The following is a 26,476-nucleotide window of genomic DNA, read 5'->3' on the forward strand; positions in this document are numbered from 1 at the left end:
AACGCCACGGACTGTATGCCACCTCGGTCGTAGAGCGGGCTCCTGCCTTTACATGCCATATACATCTTTCTATATTCAAAAATTGAATGAATAATTCATAAAAATTCTGATATTTATAGCAAAGTGGCGAGCCACCCTTAATGGACGAATACTATGGGCAAAGCAGTGATTGCAATTCACGGCGGCGCAGGCGCAATTAGCCGCGCACAGATGAGTCTGCAACAGGAATTACGCTACATTGAGGCACTGTCAGCCATTGTCGAAACCGGACAGAAAATGCTCGAAGCGGGCGCAAGTGCGCTGGATGCAGTGACGGAAGCCGTGCGCTTGCTGGAAGAGTGTCCATTGTTTAACGCCGGAACTGGCGCTGTCTTTACGCGTGATGAAACCCATGAGCTCGACGCCTGCGTGATGGATGGCAACACCCTGAAAGCCGGTGCTGTGGCGGGCGTCAGTCATCTGCGTAATCCGGTTCTTGCCGCCCGTCTGGTGATGGAACAAAGCCCGCATGTGATGATGATAGGTGAGGGCGCAGAAAATTTTGCTTTTGCTCATGGCATGGAGCGCGTCTCGCCGGAGATTTTCTCCACGCCTTTGCGTTATGAACAATTGCTGGCGGCGCGTGAGGAAGGGGAAACGCTCCTTGACCATAGTGGCGCACCGTTGGATGAACAACAGAAAATGGGCACTGTGGGAGCTGTGGCGTTGGATCTCCATGGCAATCTGGCGGCTGCCACGTCCACGGGGGGAATGACCAATAAATTACCTGGTCGGGTCGGCGACAGCCCGCTGGTTGGCGCCGGGTGCTACGCCAATAACGCCAACGTGGCAGTTTCTTGTACCGGCACGGGCGAAGTCTTCATTCGCGCGCTGGCGGCGTATGACATTGCCGCGTTGATGGATTACGGCGGATTAAGCCTCGCACAAGCCTGCGAGCGGGTCGTTATGGAAAAACTCCCTGCGCTCGGCGGCAGTGGCGGTCTAATCGCTATCGATCACGAAGGTAACGTCGCGCTACCGTTTAACACCGAGGGAATGTATCGCGCCTGGGGCTACGCAGGCGATACGCCAACCACCGGTATCTATCGTGAAAAAGGGGACACCGTTGCCACACAGTGATGAGCTTGATGCCGGTGATGTGCTGGCGGTTGATAATCTCAATATTGCCTTTATGCAGGACCAGCAAAAAGTGGCAGCGGTTCGCGGTCTCTCTTTTAGCCTGCGACGTGGCGAGACACTGGCGATTGTTGGAGAGTCCGGTTCCGGCAAGTCAGTCACAGCACTGGCGCTGATGCGTCTGCTTGAACAGGCGGGCGGCCTGGTGCAGTGCGACAAAATGGTATTGCGGCGCCGCAGTCGTGAGGTAATTGAGCTTAGTGAGCAGAGTTCCCGGCAAATGCAGCATATACGCGGTGCGGATATGGCGATGATTTTCCAGGAGCCAATGACGTCGCTAAATCCGGTATTTACCGTGGGCGAACAGATTGCCGAGTCTATCCGTCTGCATCAGAACGCCAGTCGTGAAGAAGCGATGGCGGAGGCGAAACGGATGCTGGATCAGGTTCGCATCCCGGAAGCGCAAACCATTCTTTCGCGTTATCCGCATCAACTCTCCGGTGGGATGCGACAGCGGGTGATGATTGCCATGGCGCTGTCATGTCGCCCGGCGGTGCTGATAGCCGATGAGCCGACGACCGCACTGGACGTCACCATTCAGGCGCAGATCCTGCAATTAATCAAAGTGTTGCAAAAAGAGATGTCGATGGGCGTCATCTTTATCACTCACGACATGGGCGTGGTGGCGGAGATTGCCGATCGGGTACTGGTGATGTATCAGGGCGAGGCGGTGGAAACGGGCAGCGTCGAACAGATTTTTCATGCGCCACAGCATCCTTATACCCGTGCGCTATTGGCTGCTGTTCCGCAGCTTGGCGCGATGAGAGGGCAAGATTATCCCCGACGTTTCCCGTTGATATCGCTTGAACATCCGACTAAACAGGAACGCCCTGTCGAGCAGAAAACGGTAGTTGATGGCGAACCTGTTTTACAGGTGCGTAATCTGGTCACCCGTTTCCCTTTGCGTAGTGGGTTGTTGAATCGCGTAACGCGGGAAGTGCACGCCGTTGAAAAGGTTAGTTTTGATCTCTGGCCGGGTGAAACGTTGTCGCTGGTGGGGGAGTCTGGCAGTGGCAAATCCACCACCGGACGGGCGCTGTTGCGCCTGGTTGAAAGCCAGGGCGGCGAAATTATCTTCAACGGTCAGCGAATTGATACTCTGTCACCCGGCAAACTTCAGGCATTGCGCCGCGATATTCAGTTCATTTTTCAGGATCCTTACGCCTCACTGGATCCACGCCAGACGATCGGTGATTCGATCATAGAACCGCTGCGTGTTCATGGGTTATTGCAGGGTAAAGACGCTGCTGCACGCGTTGCGTGGCTACTGGAACGCGTTGGTCTGTTACCCGAACATGCGTGGCGCTACCCGCATGAGTTTTCCGGCGGTCAGCGTCAGCGTATCTGTATTGCCCGTGCGCTTGCGTTGAATCCCAAAGTCATTATTGCCGATGAAGCCGTGTCGGCGCTGGATGTTTCTATTCGCGGGCAGATTATCAACTTGTTGCTCGATCTCCAGCGTGATTTCGGTATTGCATATCTGTTTATCTCCCACGATATGGCGGTCGTGGAGCGGATCAGCCATCGTGTAGCGGTGATGTATCTCGGGCAAATTGTCGAAATCGGCCCCCGACGCGCGATCTTTGAAAATCCGCAGCACCCTTATACGCGTAAATTACTGGCGGCAGTTCCGGTTGCTGAACCGTCCCGACTGCGGCCACAGCGCGTACTGCTATCGGACGATCTTCCCAGCAATATTTATCAGCGTGGCGAAGAGGTTGCAGCCGTCTCGTTGCAATGCGTCGGGCCGGGGCATTACGTCGCACAACCACAATCAGAATACGCATTCATGCGTAGATAACATTCAGGCGGAGAATCAAATGGCAAGAGCTGTACACCGTAGTGGGTTAGTGGCGCTGGGTATTGTCACAGCGTTGATGGCATCTTGTGCATTCGCTGCCAAAGATGTGGTTGTGGCGGTGGGATCGAACTTCACCACCCTCGACCCGTATGACGCGAATGACACGTTGTCACAGGCCGTGGCGAAATCGTTTTACCAGGGGCTGTTCGGTCTGGATAAAGAGATGAAGCTGAAAAACGTGCTGGCGGAGAGTTATACCGTCTCCGGCGACGGCCTCACTTATACCGTGAAATTGCGTGAAGGGATTAAGTTCCAGGACGGCACCGACTTCAATGCGGCGGCGGTAAAAGCGAATCTGGACAGAGCCAGTGACCCGGCGAATCATCTTAAACGCTATAACCTGTACAAGAATATTGCCAAAACTGAAGCGGTCGATCCGACAACGGTGAAGATTACGCTTAAACAGCCGTTCTCTGCGTTTATTAATATTCTTGCCCATCCGGCGACAGCGATGATTTCTCCGGCGGCGCTGGAAAAATATGGCAAGGAGATTGGTTTTCATCCGGTGGGAACCGGGCCGTATGAACTGGATACCTGGAATCAGACCGATTTTGTGAAGGTCAAAAAATTCACTGGTTACTGGCAGTCGGGACTGCCCAAACTGGACAGCATTACCTGGCGTCCGGTGGCGGATAACAACACCCGTGCGGCCATGCTGCAAACCGGTGAAGCGCAGTTTGCTTTCCCCATTCCCTACGAGCAGGCCGCGCTGCTGGAGAAAAACAAAAATATCGAGCTGATGGCCAGTCCGTCGATTATGCAGCGTTATATCAGTATGAATGTGACGCAAAAGCCATTCGATAACCCGAAGGTACGTGAGGCGCTGAATTATGCCATCAACCGTCCGGCGCTGGTGAAAGTCGCGTTTGCGGGATATGCAACGCCCGCCACTGGCGTGGTGCCGCCGAGTATCGCCTACGCGCAAAGTTACCAACCGTGGCCTTACGATCCGGCAAAAGCGCGCGCATTACTCAAAGAGGCGGGATATCCCAACGGTTTCAGTACCACGCTGTGGTCGTCGCATAACCACAGCACCGCGCAGAAAGTGCTGCAATTTACCCAGCAGCAGTTAGCGCAGGTAGGGATTAAAGCCCAGGTGACGGCGATGGATGCCGGACAGCGGGCAGCAGAAGTAGAAGGTAAAGGGCAAAAAGAGAGTGGCGTGCGACTGTTCTATACCGGCTGGTCGGCTTCGACCGGCGAAGCTGACTGGGCGTTGTCGCCGCTGTTTGCGTCACAGAACTGGCCACCGACGCTGTTTAATACTGCGTTTTACAGCAATAAACAGGTAGATGACTACCTGGCTCAGGCACTGAAAACTAACGATCCGGCGGAAAAGACCCGCTTGTATAAGGCGGCGCAGGATATCATCTGGCAAGAGTCGCCGTGGGTTCCGCTGGTGGTCGAAAAACTGGTGTCGGCACACAGTAAAAATCTGACCGGTTTTTGGATCATGCCAGACACCGGCTTCAGCTTTGAAGATGCGGACTTGCAATAAGCAACGCAGGGAGTGGAATGCTTAATTACGTTATAAAACGCTTACTGGGGTTGATTCCGACGCTGTTTATCGTCTCGGTGCTGGTGTTTTTATTTGTCCATATGCTGCCCGGCGATCCGGCGCGATTGATTGCCGGGCCCGAAGCTGATGCTCAGGTCATCGAACTGGTGCGTCAGCAACTGGGGTTGGATCAGCCGCTGTATCACCAGTTCTGGCACTATATCAGCAATGCCGTGCAGGGAGATTTTGGTCTGTCGATGGTCTCGCGTCGTCCGGTTGCCGATGAGATTGCCAGCCGCTTCATGCCAACGCTGTGGCTGACCATAACCAGTATGGTCTGGGCGGTGATATTTGGTATGGCGGCGGGGATTGTTGCCGCCGTCTGGCGTAACCGCTGGCCAGATCGCTTGAGTATGACCATCGCGGTGTCGGGGATCTCCTTCCCGGCATTTGCCCTGGGGATGCTTTTGATTCAGGTTTTTTCCGTTGAGCTGGGTTGGCTGCCGACTGTCGGTGCGGATAGTTGGCAGCACTACATTTTACCCTCCCTGACGCTCGGCGCGGCAGTGGCAGCCGTGATGGCGCGCTTTACCCGCGCGTCGTTTGTCGACGTATTAAGCGAAGATTATATGCGTACCGCGAGGGCGAAAGGGGTGAGCGAAACCTGGGTTGTCCTCAAACATGGGCTACGCAACGCCATGATTCCGGTAGTGACCATGATGGGCTTACAGTTTGGCTTTTTGCTCGGTGGATCCATCGTGGTGGAGAAAGTCTTCAACTGGCCCGGACTTGGGCGCTTACTCGTTGACTCCGTAGAAATGCGCGATTACCCAGTGATTCAGGCGGAAATTCTGCTTTTCTCGCTGGAATTTATTCTTATCAACTTAGTGGTGGACGTGCTTTATGCCGCCATTAACCCGGCTATCAGGTACAAGTAAGGATGCGATTATTTAACTGGCGTCGTCAGGCGGTGTTAAACGCCATGCCACTGGTAAAACCTGATCAGGTGCGTACTCCGTGGCATGAGTTCTGGCGACGTTTTCGCCGTCAGCATATGGCGATGACCGCCGTATTGTTCGTTATTTTATTGATTGTGGTGGCCATTTTTGCTCGCTGGATCGCCCCCTATGACGCCGAAAATTATTTCGATTATGACAATCTGAATAACGGACCTTCTTTGCAGCACTGGTTTGGCGTCGATTCACTGGGGCGCGACATTTTCAGCCGCGTCCTGGTTGGTGCGCAAATCTCGCTGGCGGCGGGTGTGTTTGCGGTGTTTATCGGTGCGGCGATTGGGACGTTGCTGGGTTTGCTGGCTGGATATTATGAAGGCTGGTGGGATCGGCTGATCATGCGTATTTGTGATGTGCTGTTTGCTTTCCCTGGCATTTTGCTGGCTATTGCTGTTGTTGCGGTGCTGGGAAGCGGCATTGCTAACGTGATTATCGCCGTCGCTATCTTTTCTATTCCGGCGTTTGCCCGACTGGTGCGCGGCAACACGCTGGTGTTAAAACAGCAAACCTTTATTGAATCAGCGCGCAGTATTGGGGCCAGCGATATGACCATTTTGTTGCGCCACATCTTACCGGGGACAGTCTCTTCCATCGTCGTGTTTTTCACCATGCGCATTGGCACCTCGATTATCTCCGCCGCCAGTCTGTCGTTTCTCGGCCTGGGAGCGCAGCCGCCGACCCCGGAGTGGGGAGCGATGCTCAACGAAGCGAGAGCGGATATGGTTATCGCGCCGCATGTGGCGGTTTTTCCGGCACTGGCTATTTTCCTGACCGTTCTGGCGTTCAACTTGCTGGGTGATGGTTTGCGTGATGCGCTGGACCCCAAAATTAAAGGATAGTCACGGTTGAATATTGCTTGAAAGGGTAATGACCTCAGAGGAAATTATTGCCTTAAGCAAGTGTTGTAACTTTCTTCTAATTTTGTAGAATCGGGTAATTTGGTTAAAAAGCCGTTGCGAGGGACTATTTATGCAGCGGCACAGCGTACTGACAGTTATTTTGTTAAATGTATTAACATGCTGAGTTTATACGAAAAGATAAAGATAAGGCTGATAATTTTATTTTTATTGGCTGCGCTGTCATTTATTGTTCTTTTTTTCATCATTAACTATCAACTGGTATCGGAGCGTGCGGTAAAACGTGCCGATAGCCGCTTTGAACTTATTCAAAAAAACGTTGGCTATTTCTTTAAAGATATTGAACGTTCCGCTCTGACGTTAAAGGACTCACTCTATTTATTGAAAAACAGTGAGGAGATTAAACGTGCCGTCATCCTGAAAATGGAAATGATGCCATTTTTAGATTCAGTGGGGCTGGTACTGGATAATAATAAATATTATCTATTTTCGCGGCGGACGAATGATAAAATCGTTGTTTATCATCAGGAAAAGGTAAATGGCCCCCTTGTTGATGAGACAGGACGCGTCATCTTTGCCGATTTTAATCCGTCGCAGCGCCCGTGGTCAGTAGCTTCGGATGGCTCTGACAGTAGCTGGAATCCGGCATATAATTGCTTTGATCGTCCGGGGAAAAAATGTATTTCTTTTACGCTGCGAATTAACGGCAAAGACCGTGATTTGCTGGCTATTGATAAAATTCATGTCGATTTAAACTGGCGATATCTGAACGAATACCTTGATCATATCAGCGCAACTGATGAAGTCTTGTTTCTGAAACAAGGTTATGAAATCATTGCCAAGAACCAACTCGCCCGTGAAAAATTGATTATTTATAATAGCGAAGATAATTATAATATTATTGATTCTGTCGATACGGAGTATATAGCAAAAACATCGCGCGTACCCAATAACTCGCTATTCGAAATCTATTTTTATTATCCTACGGGGAAACTATTTAACGCGTCAGATAAACTCTTTTATTTGCCGTTTGCTTTCATTATTGTCGTATTGCTGGCGCTTTACTTAATGACGACCCGTGTGTTCCGTCGCCAATTTTCAGAAATGACAACGCTGGTCAATACGCTGGAGTTTTTACCTGACTCTGCGGATCAAATGCAGGCACTGAAAATTCGTGACGGCGATGCGAAAGAGATTATCAGCATCAAAAATTCGATCGCGGAAATGAAAGATGCTGAAGTTGAGCGTTCAAATAAACTGCTCTCGCTGATCTCCTACGATCAGGAAAGCGGTTTTATCAAAAATATGGCGATTATTGAGTCAAACAATAATCAGTATCTGGCCGCCGGGATCATCAAACTGTGCGGACTGGAAGCCGTCGAAGCCGTGTTTGGTGTTGAGGAACGCAACAAAATTGTCAGGAAGCTGTGTCAGCGAATTGCCGAGAAATATGCACAATGCTGCGATATCGTGACATTTAATGCCGATCTCTATTTATTATTGTGTCGGGAAAATATACAGACTTTTACCCGTAAGATCGCGATGATAAACGATTTCGACAGTAGCTTTGGCTACCGCAATCTGCGTATACACAAATCTGCCATTTGTGAACCTCTGAAGGGCGAAAATGCCTGGAGCTACGCAGAAAAACTGAAGCTGGCAATTTCCAGCATCCGTGACCATATGTTCTCTGAGTTTATTTTCTGTGATGATGCGAAACTCAGCGAAATTGAAGAGAATATCTGGATTGCGCGCAATATCCGTCACGCCATGGAAAAAGGCGAGCTATTCTTGGTTTATCAACCGATTGTTGATATTAACACCCGCGACATTCTGGGCGCTGAGGCGCTGTGTCGCTGGGTTTCTGCGGAGCGGGGGATCATCTCGCCGCTGAAGTTTATTGCTATCGCGGAAGATATCGGTTTTATCAATGAACTGGGTTACCAAATTATTAAAACGGCGATGGCTGAATTCCGCCATTTTAGCCAGCGTGTGCTCCTGAAACAGGATTTCTTACTGCATATTAATGTTTCGCCCTGGCAGTTAAACGAACCACATTTTCATGAGCGTTTTATCGCCATCATGAAAGAACATGAACTGACAGCGAAAAGTCTCTGTATTGAGATCACTGAAACTGTGATCGAGCGAATTAGTGAACATTTTTATCTCAATATTGAACAATTGCGTAAACAAGGGGTACGAATATCGATTGATGACTTTGGTACAGGTTTGTCAAACCTGAAACGTTTTTATGAAATTAATCCTGATAGCATAAAAGTGGACTCGCAATTTACCGGCGATATTTTCGGCACTGCGGGCAAAATTTTGCGCATTATCTTCGATCTGGCACGCTATAACCGGATCCCGGTGATTGCAGAAGGTGTTGAGAGCGAAGAGGTTGCGCGTGAATTAATCAAATTAGGGTGTATTCAGGCCCAGGGGTATCTGTACCAGAAGCCGTTGCCATTCTCTGCCTGGGACAAAAATGGGAAGTTAGTAAAAGAGTAGTTTAGGTATGTCCAGAATCAATAAATTCGTACTTACAGTCAGTCTGCTGATTTTTATCATGATTTCAGCGGTTGCCTGCGGGATCTATACCCAGATGGTAAAAGAACGGGTGTATGGCCTGAAACAGTCCGTTATTGATACTGCTTTTGCGGTGGCAAATATTGCTGAATATCGGCGTAGTGTGGCAATTGATCTCATTAACACGCTTAACCCGACTGAAGAACAACTGCTGGTTGGCTTGCGCACAGCTTATGCTGACTCGGTTTCACCTTCTTATTTGTATGATGTTGGCCCTTATCTGATTTCCAGTGATGAGTGTATTCAGGTTAAGGAGTATGAAAACAATTATTGTGCAGATATTATGCAGGTTGTTAAGTATCGGCATGTTAAAAATACGGGGTTCATCTCTTTTGACGGCAAAACCTTCGTCTATTATCTCTATCCGGTTACTCACAATCGCAGTCTGATATTTTTGCTTGGGCTGGAACGATTTTCGTTACTGTCAAAGTCACTGGCAATGGATAGCGAGAACCTGATGTTCTCACTGTTTAAGAACGGCAAACCGGTGACCGGTGATGAATATAATGCCAAAAATGCCATCTTCACCGTTTCGGAAGCGATGGAGCATTTCTCCTATTTGCCGACCGGATTGTACGTATTTGCTTATAAAAAAGACGTTTATTTGCAGGTATGTACGCTGATTATTTTCTTTGCTGCCCTGGTGGCAGTTATTTCAGGCACAAGTTGCCTCTATCTGATACGCAGAGTGATTAATCGTGGCATTGTTGAGAAAGAAGCCATTATTAATAACCATTTTGATCGCGTTCTGGACGGTGGGCTTTTCTTTTCGGCGGCGGATGTCAAAAAACTCTACAGCATGTATAACTCGGCGTTTCTTGACGATCTGACCAAAGCAATGGGCAGAAAATCCTTTGACGAAGATTTAAAAGCCTTACCGGAAAAAGGCGGTTATTTATGCCTGTTTGACGTCGATAAATTCAAAAATATTAACGACACCTTCGGTCATTTGTTGGGCGATGAAGTGTTGATGAAGGTAGTGAAAATCCTTAAATCACAAATCCCGGTGGATAAAGGTAAAGTCTACCGCTTTGGCGGCGACGAATTTGCGATAATTTATACTGGCGGAACCCTGGATGAGTTGCTATCGATTTTAAAAGATATTGTCAATTTCCAGGTGGGAAGTATTAATTTAAGCACCAGTATCGGCGTGGCGCATTCAAATGAATGTACTACCGTTGAACGACTGAAAATGTTGGCGGATGAGCGGCTGTATAAGAGTAAGAAAAACGGCAGGGCACAGATTAGCTGGCAGTAATTTTTATTAACGAACCGGGCAAATGATTTTGCCCGGCCTGAATTAATTAAACCCGACTACCCCACAAATCGTACTCGTCGGCGTGCTCGACTTTCACACGCAGGATATCGCCCGGCTTAACGTTGGTTTCACCATTGAGATAAACTGCGCCGTCGATTTCCGGAGCGTCTGCCATGCTGCGGCCGATTGCGCCTTCTTCGTCTACTTCATCGACGATCACCAGAATTTCACGGCCCACTTTTTCTTGCAGGCGCTCGGCGGAAATCTGCTGTTGCAGTTGCATGAAGCGATTCCAGCGTTCTTCTTTCACTTCTTCCGGCACTTGATCTGGCAGAGCATTGGCATCAGCGCCTTCAACCGGGCTGTATTTAAAGCAGCCAACGCGATCCAGACGTGCTTCTTTCAGGAAGTCGAGCAGCATCTGGAAATCTTCTTCCGTCTCGCCAGGGAAGCCGACAATAAAGGTTGAACGCAGGGTCAGTTCCGGGCAAATTTCGCGCCACTGTTTAATGCGCGCCAGTTGGCGATCTACAGAACCCGGACGCTTCATCAGTTTGAGAATTCGCGGGCTGGCGTGCTGCAACGGAATGTCCAGATACGGCAGGATTTTGCCTTCAGCCATCAGCGGGATAACGTCATCTACATGCGGGTAAGGGTAAACGTAGTGCAGACGTGTCCAGATCCCCAGTTTTGATAACTGTTCGCACAGGCTGACCATACTGGTTTTTACCGGCTCGCCGTTGTGGAAGCCTGTACGGTGTTTAACATCAACGCCATACGCGGAAGTATCCTGGGAGATCACCAGAATCTCTTTAACGCCTGCATCTACCAGATGTTTCGCTTCGCTTAACACTTCGCCAATCGGACGGCTCACCAGATCGCCGCGCATAGACGGAATAATGCAGAAGGTGCAGCGGTGGTTACAGCCTTCGGAAATCTTCAGATAGGCGTAATGACGTGGCGTCAGCTTAACGCCTTGCTCCGGCACCAGGCTCAGGAATGGGTTGTGTTTCGGTTTTGGCACGTAGTGATGAACGTGCTCCAGAACCTGCTCATAGCTATGAGGGCCGGTGATTTCCAGCACTTTTGGGTGGACTTCGCGGATCTGATCTTCTTTCGCCCCCAGACAACCGGTCACTATTACCTTGCCGTTTTCATTCAACGCTTCACCAATGGCTTCCAGTGATTCTTGCACCGCACTGTCAATAAAACCGCAGGTGTTGACGATCACCATGTCTGCGTCGTCGTAGCTCGGTACTACGTCATAACCTTCAGTGCGCAGTTCGGTCAGAATACGCTCTGAATCGACGAGGTTTTTCGGACAGCCGAGGGAAACAAAGCCGATTTTCGGCTGGGGAGTTACTTTGCTCATAGCTTAAAAAATATTCAGTTACAGGAAAGGTCAGGGCAGGGATTCTACAGAGTTCTGGATAAAATTTGTATCGTAATCTGGTCAACAGGCGAGGAAAACGCCCCAACTATCGGGGCGTAAATGGTTATCAGGCTACTGGGTTTTCCGTTAGCGCCTTTGCAGGCTGGTTGCTGGATTTGTCCCGCAGCGTAAAGACCGAAATAAGCGTGAAGCAACCGGCAATCGCCCCCAGGATGAGATAGGTTTCAGCAAAGCCAATGGTGTCATACAGATAGCCAGCAATGGGTGAATAGATTGCCGTGGCGATGGATGCCACAAAAAGCACCAGCAGGTAGACCGTCGAAGAGAGTTTGTGATCAAAGTTAGCCGCGATAAATTTAAACACAGACACCAGGATCAGTGGTTTTTCGATGGCATGCATCATTTTAACGGCCGCAATCCACACCGGTCCCAGTTGGATAGCAGAACCGGCAATGCGTAACGACATAATGGTTCCGGCAATCACTAATGCCCATTTTGCGCCAGTGCGGTTAACAAACCACGGCATCAGACAGAGAAATAGGGTTTCTCCGCAGACCTGGACAGAAGCCAGAATCCCGTACCAGCGATTGCCTTCTTCTGGCGTCGGAAATTGCAGCGAAAAATATTGTGCGAATTGTTGATCGTAGGTGTCATAAATTTGCGTTACGAACAGAGTGAACATCAATAAAAACCAGAACTGACTATTTTTCGCCAGTTCAAGCGCATGGATAGCTTTCAGCGAATTAGTTTTTTCAATTTCGGCCTCGGTAAGTTCGATTTTGGTAAACATAAAGCAGATTGCGGCGACCACAATGGCACAGCTTGCCAGCCAGAAAGAGAGATTAGGGTTGGTATCAATGTATTTACCCACAATCCACGCGGCGGCGGCCCATCCCAGAGAGCCCCACATTCTTACGCGACCATATTCAAAATGATAACGACGCGAAACTTTATCTATCCAGGAATCCAGAACGCCACAACCAGAATTAAAAATTATCCCCAGGTAAACGCCACCCAAAACAGCGCCCAGCCAGAAGTTATGAACCAGAAGCGGGGCATACACATAAATAAAGAATGGGCCTACGGGAAGTAATAATGCGACGAGGATCCAGATGAGTTGTTTCTTAAGACCAAATTTATCGGAGATGAAACCGAAGAACGGTTGCATTAATAACGCAATGAAAGCATTAACGGAATAAAGTAATCCTGTGCGTGTGGCGGTAATTTCCAGATGCTGTGTCGTCCATATGACAAAAAATGCCATCGTTGCCGACCAGGCAAAGAGGTACAGGAAATCGAAAATACTGAGCAAAATATAATTACGTTTACCGGGCAATAACATAGCCATATCCTCAATCACTGGCGTTGGGTCATTTACCGTTGGCACAGGCATTCGCTGTGCTTACTGGTTATTGTTTTGGTATGCATCTCCGGAAAATGTCATACGTTAACAATTTCATTTTTACTCTGACCCTGACTGTGATGATTAGGCAATGTGTTAAATGAATGTTTGCGATTTGCATCACAATTATTGCTGGTAATAAAAAAGATTTAGCGAAATAGATCACTAAATCTTTTTATGAGAACGTATTACTTTTATGCCTTGCGTGTTAGCTCATCCGCCAGTGTGCGAAGGTGTTCAGCAATATTCATCAGATCAGTCTGTGGTGAGTGCAGAGGGCCAGCAGAGTTACGCACGACCAGGCGACTGGGAAGGATGGTTGAAGAGCGGAGCATCGCGTGTTCATCGTCCGGCTGTAAAATCTGTTGAACGGCAATTTTCCCTTGTAAATCAAAGTCGATTGCGACGGTCGTTAGCGAAGGTTCAAAAAACGCACTCTCATAGGTGTCGTCATAGCCAATGACAGAAATATCTTGCGGGATTTTACGTTTTTGTTGATGTAAGGCGCTTAACGCCCCCAATGCCATCTGATCATTGGCGATCAGAAGAGCGGTCGCCTGTGGCGTTTCACGTAGCATCTGTAACGTCGCCAGATAGCCGCTTTGAGCGTCCCAACTACCGTAATGAATGGCCAGCGGCGTCAGTTGGAGTGAGGCGAGAGTATCGCGCCAGGTATTGAGTCGTAGCCGCGCCGGTACTGAGTTTTCTGGGCCGGAGATCAGGCAAAATTGACGATGCCCCAAATCGTAAAGATATTTCACGCTGGCGCGTGCACCTTCTGCAGGATTAAAAGTGACGTTAAACACCGGGCTATAAGGGTCCACGTCGAGAAACAGACACAACACATCGCTGTTTTCAGCAACCAGAGTTTCAGCCAATGCCGTTTCCAGCGGTGCGTTGATAATAATCTTTGTTACCCGTTGTGCTTTTAAGTCATTAATTGCAGCCTGAATACCTTTAATATCAACATCATCGATCATGGATATCAGCACCTGATATCCCTGTTCTCCGGCATATTTTTTCACTGCTGCCGCAATTTGCGAGGGGGCATGTAGGGCGAGCGAAGTTGTAACCAGCCCGACCGTTTTGCTCTCTTTCCCTACCAACTGTTGAGCTACGCGATTTGGAACGTATTTAAGTTCGGCAATGGCTTGTTCAATTTTTTGACGTGTTTTGGCAGACACGTTCGCTGAATTGTTAAGCACCCGCGACACTGTCTGATAAGAAACATTGGCATGACGAGCAACATCGGCAAGGGTTGCAGCTTTGGTTTTCATATTCGCCCCGGCTAAAAGATTTGTCACAGTATACCGCAGTGAATGTCATACGTATCACGCTCACCTGTCTCAGTGCCGGTAAGCTGACCCATCGAACCTGTTTGCAGGGAAAAACGCGTACTTGATCACATTCCTGCCGGACATTCCTTGCATAACGAAGCAATTAATTACTAGATGACAGTATTGTGAACGAATAACATTTTTTGTCTGTTTAAAACAATTCAGGAGTCAGCATGGACAAGCACCCACCGATCATCCCCAGAGCCCCATGGTTACTTCATGGTGCTGATTACAACCCGGAGCAATGGTTACATGTCCCCGGGATTCTGGAGAAAGATATCGCCATGATGCAACAGGCTGGTTGTAACACCATGTCGGTGGGTATTTTTAGCTGGTCAATGCTGGAACCCACAGAGGGGGAATATTGCTTTAACTGGCTGGATGAGGTGCTGGATAAACTTCATGCTGGTGGGATCTCTGTCTTCCTCGCAACACCAAGCGGAGCCAAACCTGCCTGGCTTGCTGCACGTTATCCAGAGGTTCTGAGAGTTAGCGCCTCACGCGAGAAAATGCTTCACGGCGGTCGCCATAATCACTGCCTTTCTTCTCCCGTGTATAAAGAGAAAGTGACGCAAATTAACCGTAAGCTGGCGCAGCGATACGCAAATCATCCGGCGGTTCTGGGATGGCATATCAGTAATGAGTATGGCGGAGAGTGTCATTGTAATGGATGCCAACAGGCGTTTCGCCGTTGGTTGCAGACTCGTTACACCACTCTTGAGGCGCTTAATCAGGCATGGTGGACTGGCTTCTGGAGCCATACATACAGTGACTGGTCACAAATTGAATCTCCTTCCCCATTAGGTGAGATGTCTAACCACGGTTTGAATCTTGACTGGCGGCGCTTTGTCACATCGCAGGTAAAAGAGTTCTATCAAATGGAGATCGCGCCGTTAAAAGCAGTACGCCCCGATTTACCAGCGACGACCAATTTTATGTGGTATTTCAATGACTACAACTACTGGGCATTAGCTGAAGTGGTTGATTTTGTGAGTTGGGATAGCTATCCCATGTGGCATAAACAGGAAGATGAACGCGCCGTTGCCTGTAAAACAGCGATGTATCACGACCTGATGCGTACTTTGAAAAATAAACCGTTTATTCTGATGGAATCCACGCCCAGCCAGACAAGCTGGCAGCCAACCAGCAAATTGAAAAAGCCGGGAATGAATATTCTTTCTTCCTTACAGGCCGTCGCTCACGGCGCAGACGGCGTGCATTATTTTCAGTGGCGTAAGAGTCGTGGCGCCGTGGAGAAGTTTCATGGTGCGGTGGTTGATCACGTCGGTCATCTGGAGACGCGTACCGGGCGCGAAGTCATACAACTGGGGCAACGGCTGGCTCATCTTAAACAATTGGTCGGAACGAAAACCCAGGCAAAAGTTGCCATTATTTTCGACTGGGAAAACCGCTGGGCTGTCAATGATGCTGCCGGGCCGCGCAATTGCGGTATCCACTACGAGCAAACGGTAGTGGAGCATTACCGACCTTTCTGGGAGCAGGGCGTGGCGGTCGATATTATCAATGCTGATTGTGATCTTACGGGTTATCAGTTAGTTATTGCCCCAATGCTCTATATGGTTCGCGATGGATTTGCTGCTCGTGCTCGCGCCTATGTTGAAGCTGGTGGCAATTTTGTCACCACTTACTGGTCTGGGATTGTCAATGAAACCGATTTATGTCATCTGGGTGGATTCCCTGGCCCGTTGCGTGACCTGATGGGTGTGTGGGCTGAAGAGATTGATAGCCTTAATGATTATCAGCATAACGAAGTTATCTGCGAGCCGAATGCGTATGGACTGCAGGGGCAATGGCAGGCACGGGAATTATGTGCGGTTATTCACGCCGAAGGTGCACAGGTTCTGGCGCGCTATGGTGAGGATTTTTATGCGGGTACACCTGCGTTAACAGTAAATCACGTCGGACAAGGTCGAGCTTTCTATGTGGCTTCGCGTAATGATGCGTCATTTCATCAAGCGTTTGCCGCGATGTTGATCAACACACTTCATCTCCCAAAAGCACTTGCTACTGAACTTCCTGCTGGCGTTATTGCAACGCGTCGGACAGACGGCGAGCAGGAATGGGTTTTTGTACAAAATTACACTGCTCATGTACAAAATGTTGTGCTTCCTGGAGCGTGGCGAGTGACGGAAACAGGCAAGGCTTGTTCACAAGCATTAGAACTGGCGCCGTGGGGATGTGAGGTACTGGAAAGAGAAATAATGTAAATTCTTATTAATAAGATGTGAAGTATTGATCCCTGACAGCATTTTGTACAAAAAGTAGCCATACTATTTAATTGCACAAAGGCTGCAAAGAGGAGGATCGAAGTATGTTCGTTGACAGACAGCGAAGCGATCTACTTAACCGGTTGATCGATGCAAGAGTTGACCTCGCCGCATACGTGCAACTGAGGAAGGCCAAAGGATACATGTCCGTCAGCGAAAGCAATCATCTACGAGATAACTTTTTTAAACTGAATCGCGAACTGCACGATAAATCGCTGCGGTTGAATCTTCATCTGGATCAGGAAGAGTGGAGTGCTCTTCATCATGCTGAAGAAGCATTAGCGACAGCCGCAGTATGTTTGATGAGCGGGCATCATGATTGCCCGACTGTTATTACCGTCAACGCCGATAAGCTTGAAAATTGTCTGATGAGCTTAACGCTGAGTATCCAGAGCCTTGAACAGCACACCATGCTTGAGCAGGCCTGAAAACTAAGGGGGAGAAAGCGTCTCCCCCTTCATGTTTAAGTTTTTGTAAAAATGAATTTGTCATCTCCTCCACTGACTACGCTTTAAGCCAGAGTCAATCCGGAGGCGTTATGCATCGACAATCCCTTTTCCTTGTGCCCTTTCTCTGTGTTTCTTCCGCTCTCTGGGCGGCTCCTGCGCCGGTAAATGTCGAAGTACTGCAAGACAAACTCGATCATCCGTGGGCGCTGGCCTTTTTACCTGATAATCATGGCATGTTAATCACACTGCGCGGCGGCGAGTTGCGTCACTGGCAAGCAGGAAAAGGATTATCTGCGCCGCTTTCCGGAGTGCCGGACGTTTGGGCGCACGGGCAGGGCGGCCTGCTGGACGTGGTTTTAGCGCCTGATTTTGCTCAGTCTCGCCGCATCTGGTTAAGTTATTCCGAAGTTGGCGATGATGGCAAAGCCGGAACTGCTGTGGGTTATGGCCGCTTAAGTGATGATCTCTCAAAAGTGACCGACTTCCGCACCGTCTTCCGCCAGATGCCAAAACTGTCTACCGGCAACCATTTTGGCGGGCGGCTGGTATTCGACGGTAAAGGTTATCTTTTTATTGCTCTGGGCGAAAACAATCAGCGTCCGACGGCGCAGGATCTGGATAAATTACAGGGCAAACTGGTGCGTCTGACCGACCTGGGCGAAATCCCGGATGATAATCCTTTTATAAAGGAATCCGGTGCGCGCGCCGAGATCTGGTCTTATGGCATTCGTAATCCGCAAGGAATGGCGATGAATCCGTGGAGTAATGCACTGTGGCTGAATGAACATGGCCCGCGCGGTGGTGATGAAATTAATATCCCGCAAAAAGGCAAAAACTACGGCTGGCCGCTGGCAACCTGGGGAATCAACTATTCAGGCTTTAAGATACCGGAAGCGAAAGGGGAGAGCGTCGCCGGGACCGAGCAACCTGTTTTTTACTGGAAAGATTCGCCCGCCGTGAGCGGCATGGCCTTCTATAACAGCGATAAATTCCCCCAGTGGCAGCAAAAATTATTTATTGGCGCGCTGAAAGATAAAGATGTCATTGTGATGAGCGTCAACGGCGACAAAGTGACAGAAGATGGCCGTATTTTAACGGACAGAGGGCAGCGAATTCGTGATGTTCGCACTGGACCCGACGGTTATTTATACGTTCTCACCGACGAGTCCAGTGGGGAATTACTTAAAGTTAGCCCACGCAATTAGCTAACGGGAATCATCACCACTTTGCGCACTGCGGGGCGTTCAGTGAGTTGCTGATACCAGCGTTGCAGATTTGGACGCGGTGTCCAGGTCAGGCCAACATTAAACAAATTGTAGATGAACGGTGCGATAGCGATATCGCCCACACCAAACTCGTCGCCAGAGAACCATTTTACTTTTGCCAGTTCCGCATCGAGCAGGGCAAACAGGGCGTCGCACTCTTTGCAACTGGCTTCAATGGCGGCCTGATCACGTTCTTCCGGTGGCGTTCTGACTAACCCCATCAGGATCCCACGATGGGCATTGCTGAGCGTCTGGTTTGCCCAGTCCATCCACTTTTCGGCTTCTGCGCGACGTGCCGGCGAGTCGATCCACAGACGTTTTTGCCCGTACTGTGCAGCCAGGTAGCGGACAATGGCATTTGATTCCCAAAGAATTAAGTCACTTTCGTCGTCACGCAACAGCGGCACCAGCCCGTTGGGATTCATCGCCAGAAAATCGGCGTCATGGTTTACCCCAAACTCACGACCCGCCAAAATTTGCTCATAAGGCAGTTCCAGTTCTTCGAGTGTTAGCAACACTTTTTTAACGTTGGTTGAATTATTCCGACCCCACAGCGTAATCATACTCACCCCTTTTCCGACAGGCAGCCACAGGCTGAACAGGACTCCGATGGTGAAGTAAAGTTAACTTTTAAGCAACAGCGAGTAAAAAAATGACGCCAGAAGCAGCGAAGCGGCAGGATATTGCATAAACTTTAAAAACTTTACCAACTTACGGTTTCTTTAAACTTGTGTGTGCGTTATTAATCACCGAACTTATCATACGGCGATATAACGTATTTTTTTTGAATGGATACTCGGGTGGCATTTATGACGCAATACTCCTCTTTCCTTCGTGGTCTTGCAGCGGGTTCTGCATTTTTATTCCTTTTTGCCCCAACGGCATTCGCGGCGGAACAAACCGTTGACGCGCCGAGCGTGGATGCGCGTGCATGGATTTTAATGGATTACGCCAGCGGTAAAGTGCTGGCAGAAGGCAATGCGGATGAGAAACTGGATCCCGCGAGCCTGACCAAAATAATGACCAGCTATGTGGTTGGACAGGCGCTTAAGGCTGATAAGATCAAACTCACCGATATGGTGACGGTCGGTAAAGATGCCTGGGCGACGGGAAACCCGGCACTGCGCGGTTCGTCGGTGATGTTCCTCAAACCGGGCGATCAGGTTTCGGTGGCAGATTTGAACAAAGGTGTGATTATCCAGTCCGGTAATGACGCCTGTATTGCGTTGGCCGATTACGTTGCCGGGAGCCAGGAGTCATTTATTGGTTTGATGAATGGTTATGCCAAAAAACTGGGCCTGACCAACACTACCTTCCAGACTGTGCACGGTCTGGATGCGCCGGGGCAATTCAGTACCGCGCGCGATATGGCGTTGCTGGGTAAAGCGTTAATCCACGATGTGCCGGAAGAGTACGCCATTCATAAAGAGAAAGAGTTTACCTTTAACAAAATTCGCCAACCAAACCGTAACCGTCTGCTGTGGAGCAGCAACGTTAACGTTGATGGTATGAAGACCGGAACCACGGCTGGTGCGGGATACAATCTGGTCGCTTCTGCTACTCAGGGTGATATGCGTTTGATCTCTGTGGTGCTGGGGGCAAAAACTGACCGCATCCGTTTTAATGAGTCTGAGAAATTACTGACCTGGGGCTTCCGCTTTTTTGAAACCGTGACGCCAATTAAACCTGATGCCACCTTTGTGACTCAGCGCGTCTGGTTCGGTGATAAGAGCGAAGTGAATCTCGGCGCAGGCGAAGGGGGATCAGTGACCATCCCACGCGGGCAACTGAAAAACCTGAAAGCGAGTTATACGTTAACGGAACCGCAGCTCACCGCGCCGCTGAAAAAAGGTCAGGTTGTCGGCACCATTGATTTCCAGCTTAACGGTAAATCTATTGAACAGCGTCCGCTGATCGTGATGGAAAATGTGGAAGAGGGCGGGTTCTTTGGTCGGATGTGGGACTTCGTGATGATGAAATTCCATCAGTGGTTCGGCAGCTGGTTCTCTTAATCTTCTGATGACCGGATGGCGCGGAAACGTCATCCGGTTATGCGTTATTAATACATCAACTTAATACGCTGCGTCTGCGCATACTTCACATACTCATCTTCCGGACAACAATCGCTCACCACAATATCAAAGCGTTTCAGCTCGCCCATGCGCGCCGGACGTACCTTGCCAAACTTACTGTGGTCGACAACCAGCACGTGCTTTTGTGCCATCGACATCGCCCAGTGTTTTACCGGCAACTCTTCAAGATTAAAACAGGTTGCGCCTTTACTGACATGCACGCCCGCTGCGGAATAAAAAGCGATATCCGGGCAAAAATTATTCAGTGTTTGCTGAAAATCAATGGGTTTGAAAATGGCGTTGCTGGCGTGAAATTCACCACCACAAAGAAACGCGCGGCAATGGGGTTTCTCTTTTAGCGCCAGAAAGGTATTTAGTGAATAACAAATGGCGGTGAAAGGGATTTCATTATCTATCGCTTCAATAATCCACGGCGTGGTGGTGCCGCAGTCAAAAAAGAGGGTCTGATCGGGTTCAACCAGCGTCGCGGCCAGTTTGGCCGCCCGGCGTTTTTCTTCCACCAGGCGGGATTTTTGATCGCTTAACAGGTAATGGCTGGCACTACGCGGTTCCAGAACAATATAGCCGCCGAGTAGTACGACGGGGGCACTGTTGTTATTCAAATCGCGACGAATCGTCATCTCTGAAACCCCGAGCAGGGCGGCGGCGTCCTTCAGGTGTAACTTATCGCTGCGTTTTAATTCTTGTAGTAACTGCCCTATACGCTCTTCGCGACGTGTTTCCATATTCCCTCTGAATAGTTATTGAAGCGAGCCGCCTGATATTACACTTTTTATCCGAAATCAGCCACGCACCCAGCCTTTACGTATAGGTAAGGCGAAACAGAAGCGATACCACAATTGCAGCTTCTGGTAGAGTATAGCCCCCACAGCCTGCCAGATAATCTGGGCGCTAAGGCAACCAATCATTCCTGCCAACAATCCACCGAGCATGTCCAGCGGCCAGTGAACACCGAGATAAACACGTGACCAGGCAATGACCACCGCCAGCGCCATAAGGATTGTGCCTGACCACAGGCGATGCCAGCATAAAAATGCCAGCGCAAAGGTGAAAATCACCGTACCGTGGTCGCTTGGGAAAGAGTCATCCGCCGCATGATGCAGGAAGTTATAGCCGATATGATCAACAAACGGACGGTCGTGCGGAAATAAGTGCCCCATCGTCCAGGAAACAAACAGGCTGACTGCCAGCGCGATGGCGATTTTTATCACCAGTTGCCGTTGAGCCGTAAATCCCCATAGCCAAAGCACCGTAGCCAGCAGCGGCACTACAGTAATTAAATCTTTGGCAATAAAAATCGCTAACGAAATCATCCATGCGGATGAGTCTGGCGTCGCATTAATAAGAGAGAATAATGAGTAATTCAGATTTTCCAGCATAACTTTCAGACTCAAAAGGTGATTAAAATGGGGAGCCATCAGGTTAGTCGATGAGCATAAAGTGCGTGTTAAACAGGGTAAAGCGGCATCGTCTTATTTCACTTTCGGATTGGCTTACAACAGGGAATAGTAACGCGAAGGAATTAAATAAAGCTTAAAGAAAGAGTGGCTATACTCGGAATAATGTAAGAATGTGCTTAAGCGTGGTTTCACCTACAAAATTTACTTTCTCGTTTGCCGCGCTTTTATTAAACTTTGCGCGATTATTATTGGCGAAGAAATTGCATGCAAAATAGATTAGCTTCCGGTGCCAGACTTGGGCGTCAGGCATTACTTTTCCCCCTCTGTCTGGTGCTCTACGAATTCTCGACCTATATCGGCAATGATATGATTCAACCCGGTATGCTCGCGGTAGTGGAAGAGTATCAGGCGGGTATTGACTGGGTTCCTACTTCGATGACCGCTTACCTGGCGGGCGGGATGTTTTTACAGTGGCTCCTGGGGCCGCTGTCGGATCGTATTGGTCGCCGTCCGGTGATGCTGGCAGGCGTAGTGTGGTTTATCGTCACCTGTCTGGCAATATTGCTGGCGCAAAACATTGAACAATTCACGCTACTACGCTTCCTGCAAGGCATAAGCCTTTGTTTCATTGGCGCTGTTGGATACGCCGCGATTCAGGAATCCTTCGAAGAGGCGGTTTGTATCAAGATCACCGCGCTGATGGCGAACGTGGCGCTGATTGCTCCGCTACTCGGTCCGCTGGTGGGCGCCGCGTGGATCCATGTGCTGCCCTGGGAAGGCATGTTTGTGCTGTTTGCTGCATTGGCGGCGATCTCCTTTTTCGGTCTGCAACGCGCTATGCCGGAAACTGCCACGCGTATTGGTGAGAAACTGTCCCTGAAAGAGCTAGGCCATGACTACAAGCTGGTGCTGAAGAACGGTCGCTTTGTTGCCGGAGCTCTGGCGCTGGGATTCGTCAGCCTGCCGCTGCTGGCGTGGATCGCCCAGTCACCGATTATCATCATCACCGGCGAAAAGTTGAGCAGCTATGAATATGGGTTGCTGCAAGTGCCAGTTTTCGGGGCGTTAATTGCGGGTAACTTGCTGTTAGCGCGTTTGACCTCGCGCCGCACCGTTCGTGCATTGATCATCATGGGTGGCTGGCCGATTATGATTGGCTTGCTCGTCGCCGCTGCCGCAACGGTTATCTCATCGCACGCGTATTTATGGATGACCGCCGGGTTAAGTATTTATGCTTTCGGTATTGGTCTGGCGAATGCGGGACTGGTGCGATTAACCCTGTTTGCCAGCGATATGAGTAAAGGTACGGTTTCTGCGGCGATGGGGATGTTACAAATGCTGATCTTTACCGTCGGTATCGAAATCAGTAAACATGCCTGGCTGAACGGGGGCAACGGCCTGTTTAATCTCTTTAACCTTGCCAACGGAATTTTGTGGCTGCTGCTGATGTTTATCTTTTTAAAAGATAAACAAACAGGAAATTCAAACGACGGATAAGAAAATGCCTAGTTGCTTTGTACAATCAGGCATTCATGGATTAATGGTGATGGTCGTCGATTTGATGTTCGATAACCATCCCTTCGCCTACGCTGGCAAGATGACGAACATACGGATGTGGGCGGTAAGCCGGAGCTGGAGTAGGCGCCACATAGACAGTTTGTGGTACAGTCGCGACGCTGACCGCTTGTGGAACGCTGACTGAATCGGGGACTACCACCACTTTGTATCCGCTCGGCACATCAACGGTGACACTTTGCGCCATTGCCACACCAGTAAAACTCAACAGAAACGCGCCCAGCAGTACACAATTTTTCATCATTTCGCCTGAAATAATCCAGAAGGGGAATTTCCGCGAATTATGCATCCTTCATTCAGGCATTGTGTTGCCGGGCGTGCTGCCGTTTTATTGATTAAATGGCGCTTCGTGCTTAAGAATTTTATCGATCACATCCAGTACGCCTTCACGGTTATTGGAGCCTGCGCGGTATTTCGCCGCAGCTACGACCGCGTTGCCGGCATTTTCCATCGCAAAGCTAAAGCCAGCCTGGCGCAGCATTTCGATATCGTTACCGCCATCGCCAAAGACCACCACTTCACTGTCATCTATTCCCCATAACTTCTGGAGTTGCCGCAGGCCATTGGCTTTATGTACGCCGGGGATAATCAGATCGATGCTACCGTTGCCGGTGTGAACCGGCACCATAATATCGCCAATCGAATCATGTAACTCTTTTTGTACTTGCGGAATCAGTTCATCGGAAAGATTCAGGCCAAACTTAAAGAAGATATCTTCTAAGTTGTCAAAGTTATCGACATATTCCAGACGGTGATAATACATTTCCGCCACCGTTTTCATGGCATCGTCATATTTTTTGAGGGTATAGGCGCTATTTTTTCCGCAGGCAATAATTTCCACTTCCGGGCGCGTCAGTAAATGTTCCACGACAGTGGCAAATGCATCCTTCGACAGCTCGCCATTAAAAACATCTTTGCCTTCGCTCACAACCCAACCACCGTTTTCTGCCACAAAGGCAATTTCATCGGCAATTTCGGGGAAGAAAGAGATCAACTGATAATATTGATTCCCGCTGGCGACCACAAAGCGAATCCCTTGTGCTTTCATCTGCTGATACTGAACCATAAACCGCTCGCGGTTATAGGTTTTTTGATCGCTTAAGAAAGTACCATCCATGTCTACCGCAATTAATTTAATGCTCATCAACTATTCTCCATCGCCGTTTGCGTTTTGGTATCGGGTTTGGCGACGGCCTTCGCGACAATAGCCGCGAGAATAACCAGCGCCAGTACAACCAGCATTGCACTACGTAATCCATAATGTTCGCCGAGATAGCCCAGTAGCGGCGGCCCGACGAGGAAAGCCAGATAACCGGTTGTTGCTACCACGCTGACGCGGGTTGGCGCATCGGGGCCGGTATCACTGGCGGCAGAAATGGTCAGCGGGAAGCCCAGCGAGGCACCCAATCCCCAAAGGACAACAGACACCCCCGCGACCCAGGCGCTATCGACAAAAATAATCAGCCCAATACCCAACGCGCCCATTAGCGCACTAGCACGAACCACGGCAACGCGGCTGTAACGGTCTATGAACCAACCGCCAGTGAAGCGTCCAACGGTCATCCCCAATGTGAAACCGGCATAAATCAGTGAGCCGGAAGTGGGGCTAAAACCGTGACCATCAACCATTAACAAGGGTAACCAGTCGTTGGCAGAACCTTCTGCAAAGGCCATCGCCAGCACCACAACACCAATCAACAGCAACTGGATATCGCGATAAAAAGGTACGCCTTTTTCGCCATGCTGCGTGCCATCGGCGGCATTTTTTCCCGTACCGCCAGGGATTGCCTGAATGGCGATATAAATAGGCGCGATGCCTACCAGTGCCGCCAACAAAATATGCACAGTTGCCGGAACGCCAAAGGCCGTTAGCGCCATCCCAATACCAGCGCCTGCCAGCGTGCCGAGGCTATAAAAGCCGTGCATCATCGGCAAAACCGTTTTATTCATTTCTCGCTCAACGGCGGCACCTTCAACGTTTATAGCAACTTCAGCGGAACCAAAACTGGCTCCAAAGACGCCAAGACCAACGGCAAAGAGCACGGGCGATGTCAGCCAGAGCGCCACACTTAATATCATCATCCCGATCAACGCGCAGGACATCGTGACCAGGATGACATTACGCGTCCCAAAACGTTTCACTAACCACGCTGAGCAGAGAATTCCGCTCATCGAACCGATCGACAAACCAAAGAGTACACCGCCCATTTCAGCGATCGAAACAGAAAGAATGTCGCGAATCGCTGGCGTACGGGTTGCCCAGGACGCCATTAACAAGCCTGGCAAAAAGAAGAACATAAACAGCGCCCAGGTTCGGCGTTTCAAGGCATTACGTGAAGAATTTACGGTCATAGATCACGTCAAAAAAAGAAGAGGGAAGACAACCTTAGCAAGGTTGTGTACATTTGTACACAATTGCAAAGAGAGGAAATGACATGCGTCGCGCTAACGATCCGCAACGGCGAGAAAAAATCATCCAGGCCACGCTGGAGGCGGTGAAACTTTACGGAATACATGCCGTTACGCACCGCAAAATCGCTACCCTTGCCGGAGTGCCGTTGGGGTCGATGACCTACTATTTTTCAGGAATTGATGAGTTGCTGCTGGAGGCGTTCAGCAGTTTTACAGAGATAATGTCTAAGCAATATCAGGCATTTTTTAGCGATGTTAGTGATGCCTCAGGCGCCTGCCAGGCCATAACCGACATGATCTACAGCTCGCAGGTTGCAACGCCGGATAACATGGAACTGATGTATCAACTTTACGCATTGGCCAGCCGAAAACCGCTATTAAAAACGGTGATGCAAAACTGGATGCAGCGTAGTCAGCAAACGCTCGAACAATGGTTTGAACCCGGAACCGCCCGCGCGCTGGATGCGTTTATTGAAGGGATGACACTGCATTTTGTCACTGACCGTAAGCCGCTATCGCGCGAGGATATTTTACAGATGGTGGCGCAATTGGCAGGGCAGGAGATAAATTTCAGGCAACAAAAAACCCATCAACCTTGAACCGAAATGGCGGG

General features: G+C 49.6%; 22 protein-coding genes. 13 read left to right on the forward strand and 9 right to left on the reverse strand.

Going from position 1 to position 26,476, the window contains the following annotated elements:
- Window positions 1-153: 153 nt before the first annotated feature.
- From iaaA to WES_RS13840, 7 genes are all read left to right on the forward strand, one after another.
- Window positions 154-1,119 (forward strand): beta-aspartyl-peptidase, encoded by a 966-nt coding sequence (gene iaaA / locus WES_RS13870; RefSeq protein WP_016159014.1) that lies wholly within the window; start codon window positions 154-156, stop codon window positions 1,117-1,119.
- Window positions 1,106-2,977: a glutathione ABC transporter ATP-binding protein GsiA gene (gene gsiA, locus WES_RS13865; protein ID WP_010351158.1), complete on the forward strand. Its 1,872-nt coding sequence runs from the start codon at window positions 1,106-1,108 to the stop codon at window positions 2,975-2,977. The genes iaaA and gsiA overlap by 14 nt, the downstream gene beginning before the upstream one ends.
- A 19-nt stretch (window positions 2,978-2,996) precedes the next feature.
- Window positions 2,997-4,535: a glutathione ABC transporter substrate-binding protein GsiB gene (gene gsiB, locus WES_RS13860; protein WP_016235167.1), complete on the forward strand. Its 1,539-nt coding sequence runs from the start codon at window positions 2,997-2,999 to the stop codon at window positions 4,533-4,535.
- Window positions 4,536-4,552: 17 nt separating this feature from the next.
- Window positions 4,553-5,473 (forward strand): glutathione ABC transporter permease GsiC, encoded by a 921-nt coding sequence (gsiC, locus tag WES_RS13855; RefSeq protein ID WP_016159011.1) that lies wholly within the window; start codon window positions 4,553-4,555, stop codon window positions 5,471-5,473.
- Window positions 5,474-5,475: 2 nt separating this feature from the next.
- Window positions 5,476-6,387, forward strand: coding sequence for a glutathione ABC transporter permease GsiD (gene gsiD / locus WES_RS13850; RefSeq protein WP_001236057.1), 912 nt, complete (start codon window positions 5,476-5,478; stop codon window positions 6,385-6,387).
- A 177-nt stretch (window positions 6,388-6,564) separates the two neighbouring features.
- Window positions 6,565-8,913: a sensor domain-containing phosphodiesterase gene (locus tag WES_RS13845; protein WP_016159010.1), complete on the forward strand. Its 2,349-nt coding sequence runs from the start codon at window positions 6,565-6,567 to the stop codon at window positions 8,911-8,913.
- Window positions 8,914-8,920: 7 nt separating this feature from the next.
- The gene (locus tag WES_RS13840; RefSeq protein WP_016159009.1) at window positions 8,921-10,249 is read left to right on the forward strand and encodes a GGDEF domain-containing protein; all 1,329 of its coding nucleotides are present in this window, start codon (window positions 8,921-8,923) and stop codon (window positions 10,247-10,249) included.
- A gap of 46 nt (window positions 10,250-10,295) precedes the next feature.
- Here the strand turns inward: WES_RS13840 and rimO are convergent, their stop codons facing one another.
- From rimO to WES_RS13825, 3 genes are all read right to left on the reverse strand, one after another.
- On the reverse strand, window positions 10,296-11,621 hold the full coding sequence (gene rimO, locus WES_RS13835) for a 30S ribosomal protein S12 methylthiotransferase RimO (protein WP_016159008.1): 1,326 nt from the start codon (window positions 11,619-11,621) through the stop codon (window positions 10,296-10,298).
- 127 nt (window positions 11,622-11,748) lie between these two features.
- A complete protein-coding gene (locus WES_RS13830; protein ID WP_000926278.1) occupies window positions 11,749-12,984 on the reverse strand; it encodes an oligosaccharide MFS transporter in 1,236 nt (411 codons plus the stop codon).
- Window positions 12,985-13,238: 254 nt separating this feature from the next.
- Window positions 13,239-14,321 carry a LacI family DNA-binding transcriptional regulator gene (locus tag WES_RS13825; RefSeq protein ID WP_000849772.1) on the reverse strand — a complete coding sequence of 361 codons (1,083 nt, stop codon included), beginning with the start codon at window positions 14,319-14,321 and terminating at the stop codon, window positions 13,239-13,241.
- 233 nt (window positions 14,322-14,554) lie between these two features.
- On the opposite strand from WES_RS13825, the gene WES_RS13820 reads away from it, so the two are divergent.
- The 3 genes from WES_RS13820 to yliI all read left to right on the forward strand — a co-directional run bounded on the left by WES_RS13820 (window position 14,555) and on the right by yliI (window position 18,323).
- Window positions 14,555-16,609: a beta-galactosidase gene (locus WES_RS13820; protein WP_016159007.1), complete on the forward strand. Its 2,055-nt coding sequence runs from the start codon at window positions 14,555-14,557 to the stop codon at window positions 16,607-16,609.
- Between the two features lie 104 nt (window positions 16,610-16,713).
- Window positions 16,714-17,097 (forward strand): biofilm formation regulator BssR, encoded by a 384-nt coding sequence (bssR, locus tag WES_RS13815; protein ID WP_000497145.1) that lies wholly within the window; start codon window positions 16,714-16,716, stop codon window positions 17,095-17,097.
- A 110-nt stretch (window positions 17,098-17,207) separates the two neighbouring features.
- Window positions 17,208-18,323 (forward strand): aldose sugar dehydrogenase YliI, encoded by a 1,116-nt coding sequence (gene yliI, locus WES_RS13810; RefSeq protein WP_016159006.1) that lies wholly within the window; start codon window positions 17,208-17,210, stop codon window positions 18,321-18,323.
- Here the strand turns inward: yliI and gstB are convergent.
- The gene (gstB, locus tag WES_RS13805) at window positions 18,320-18,946 is read right to left on the reverse strand and encodes a glutathione S-transferase GstB (RefSeq protein WP_010351166.1); all 627 of its coding nucleotides are present in this window, start codon (window positions 18,944-18,946) and stop codon (window positions 18,320-18,322) included. The two genes, yliI and gstB, sit on opposite strands and share 4 nt — an antisense overlap.
- A 246-nt stretch (window positions 18,947-19,192) precedes the next feature.
- On the opposite strand from gstB, the gene dacC reads away from it, so the two are divergent.
- The gene (dacC, locus tag WES_RS13800) at window positions 19,193-20,395 is read left to right on the forward strand and encodes a serine-type D-Ala-D-Ala carboxypeptidase (RefSeq protein ID WP_016159005.1); all 1,203 of its coding nucleotides are present in this window, start codon (window positions 19,193-19,195) and stop codon (window positions 20,393-20,395) included.
- Between the two features lie 47 nt (window positions 20,396-20,442).
- On the opposite strand, the gene deoR is transcribed toward dacC, so the two are convergent.
- A complete protein-coding gene (gene deoR / locus WES_RS13795) occupies window positions 20,443-21,201 on the reverse strand; it encodes a DNA-binding transcriptional repressor DeoR (protein WP_000450138.1) in 759 nt (252 codons plus the stop codon).
- A gap of 57 nt (window positions 21,202-21,258) precedes the next feature.
- Entirely contained in the window at window positions 21,259-21,855 is a 597-nt protein-coding gene (gene ybjG / locus WES_RS13790) for an undecaprenyl-diphosphate phosphatase (protein ID WP_000892325.1), read from the reverse strand.
- Window positions 21,856-22,140: 285 nt separating this feature from the next.
- On the opposite strand from ybjG, the gene mdfA reads away from it, so the two are divergent.
- Complete coding sequence (gene mdfA / locus WES_RS13785; protein WP_010347523.1) at window positions 22,141-23,373, forward strand: multidrug efflux MFS transporter MdfA; 1,233 nt, start codon at window positions 22,141-22,143, stop codon at window positions 23,371-23,373.
- Window positions 23,374-23,413: 40 nt separating this feature from the next.
- Here mdfA and ybjH read toward each other — a convergent pair whose 3' ends face one another.
- The 3 genes from ybjH to WES_RS13770 all read right to left on the reverse strand — a co-directional run bounded on the left by ybjH (window position 23,414) and on the right by WES_RS13770 (window position 25,803).
- Window positions 23,414-23,692, reverse strand: a complete 279-nt coding sequence (ybjH, locus tag WES_RS13780; protein WP_016159004.1) for a protein YbjH — start codon at window positions 23,690-23,692, stop codon at window positions 23,414-23,416.
- A gap of 87 nt (window positions 23,693-23,779) precedes the next feature.
- Window positions 23,780-24,595, reverse strand: a complete 816-nt coding sequence (gene ybjI, locus WES_RS13775; RefSeq protein ID WP_016159003.1) for a 5-amino-6-(5-phospho-D-ribitylamino)uracil phosphatase — start codon at window positions 24,593-24,595, stop codon at window positions 23,780-23,782.
- The gene (locus WES_RS13770) at window positions 24,595-25,803 is read right to left on the reverse strand and encodes an MFS transporter (protein ID WP_024195107.1); all 1,209 of its coding nucleotides are present in this window, start codon (window positions 25,801-25,803) and stop codon (window positions 24,595-24,597) included. Before WES_RS13770 ends, ybjI begins: the two co-directional genes overlap by 1 nt.
- Window positions 25,804-25,886: 83 nt before the next feature.
- On the opposite strand from WES_RS13770, the gene rcdA reads away from it, so the two are divergent.
- Window positions 25,887-26,462 (forward strand): DNA-binding transcriptional regulator RcdA, encoded by a 576-nt coding sequence (gene rcdA, locus WES_RS13765; protein ID WP_001250445.1) that lies wholly within the window; start codon window positions 25,887-25,889, stop codon window positions 26,460-26,462.
- Window positions 26,463-26,476: the final 14 nt, after the last annotated feature.

Origin of the sequence: Escherichia sp. KTE31 (assembly GCF_000407925.1) — a bacterium.
GTDB classification, from domain to species: Bacteria; Pseudomonadota; Gammaproteobacteria; order Enterobacterales; family Enterobacteriaceae; genus Escherichia; species Escherichia ruysiae.

Coding starts and splice junctions, on each gene's coding strand:
- gsiD (WP_001236057.1), top strand. CDS start 5,476: ATGCGATTATTTAACTGGCGTCGTCAGGCGGTGTTAAACGCCATGCCA.
- ybjI (WP_016159003.1), bottom strand. CDS start 24,595: ATGAGCATTAAATTAATTGCGGTAGACATGGATGGTACTTTCTTAAGC.
- gstB (WP_010351166.1), bottom strand. CDS start 18,946: ATGATTACGCTGTGGGGTCGGAATAATTCAACCAACGTTAAAAAAGTG.
- rcdA (WP_001250445.1), top strand. CDS start 25,887: ATGCGTCGCGCTAACGATCCGCAACGGCGAGAAAAAATCATCCAGGCC.
- rimO (WP_016159008.1), bottom strand. CDS start 11,621: ATGAGCAAAGTAACTCCCCAGCCGAAAATCGGCTTTGTTTCCCTCGGC.
- ybjH (WP_016159004.1), bottom strand. CDS start 23,692: ATGAAAAATTGTGTACTGCTGGGCGCGTTTCTGTTGAGTTTTACTGGT.
- WES_RS13830 (WP_000926278.1), bottom strand. CDS start 12,984: ATGTTATTGCCCGGTAAACGTAATTATATTTTGCTCAGTATTTTCGAT.
- WES_RS13845 (WP_016159010.1), top strand. CDS start 6,565: ATGCTGAGTTTATACGAAAAGATAAAGATAAGGCTGATAATTTTATTT.
- deoR (WP_000450138.1), bottom strand. CDS start 21,201: ATGGAAACACGTCGCGAAGAGCGTATAGGGCAGTTACTACAAGAATTA.
- WES_RS13820 (WP_016159007.1), top strand. CDS start 14,555: ATGGACAAGCACCCACCGATCATCCCCAGAGCCCCATGGTTACTTCAT.
- yliI (WP_016159006.1), top strand. CDS start 17,208: ATGCATCGACAATCCCTTTTCCTTGTGCCCTTTCTCTGTGTTTCTTCC.
- gsiC (WP_016159011.1), top strand. CDS start 4,553: ATGCTTAATTACGTTATAAAACGCTTACTGGGGTTGATTCCGACGCTG.
- ybjG (WP_000892325.1), bottom strand. CDS start 21,855: ATGCTGGAAAATCTGAATTACTCATTATTCTCTCTTATTAATGCGACG.
- WES_RS13770 (WP_024195107.1), bottom strand. CDS start 25,803: ATGACCGTAAATTCTTCACGTAATGCCTTGAAACGCCGAACCTGGGCG.
- WES_RS13840 (WP_016159009.1), top strand. CDS start 8,921: ATGTCCAGAATCAATAAATTCGTACTTACAGTCAGTCTGCTGATTTTT.
- WES_RS13825 (WP_000849772.1), bottom strand. CDS start 14,321: ATGAAAACCAAAGCTGCAACCCTTGCCGATGTTGCTCGTCATGCCAAT.
- gsiB (WP_016235167.1), top strand. CDS start 2,997: ATGGCAAGAGCTGTACACCGTAGTGGGTTAGTGGCGCTGGGTATTGTC.
- bssR (WP_000497145.1), top strand. CDS start 16,714: ATGTTCGTTGACAGACAGCGAAGCGATCTACTTAACCGGTTGATCGAT.
- mdfA (WP_010347523.1), top strand. CDS start 22,141: ATGCAAAATAGATTAGCTTCCGGTGCCAGACTTGGGCGTCAGGCATTA.
- dacC (WP_016159005.1), top strand. CDS start 19,193: ATGACGCAATACTCCTCTTTCCTTCGTGGTCTTGCAGCGGGTTCTGCA.
- iaaA (WP_016159014.1), top strand. CDS start 154: ATGGGCAAAGCAGTGATTGCAATTCACGGCGGCGCAGGCGCAATTAGC.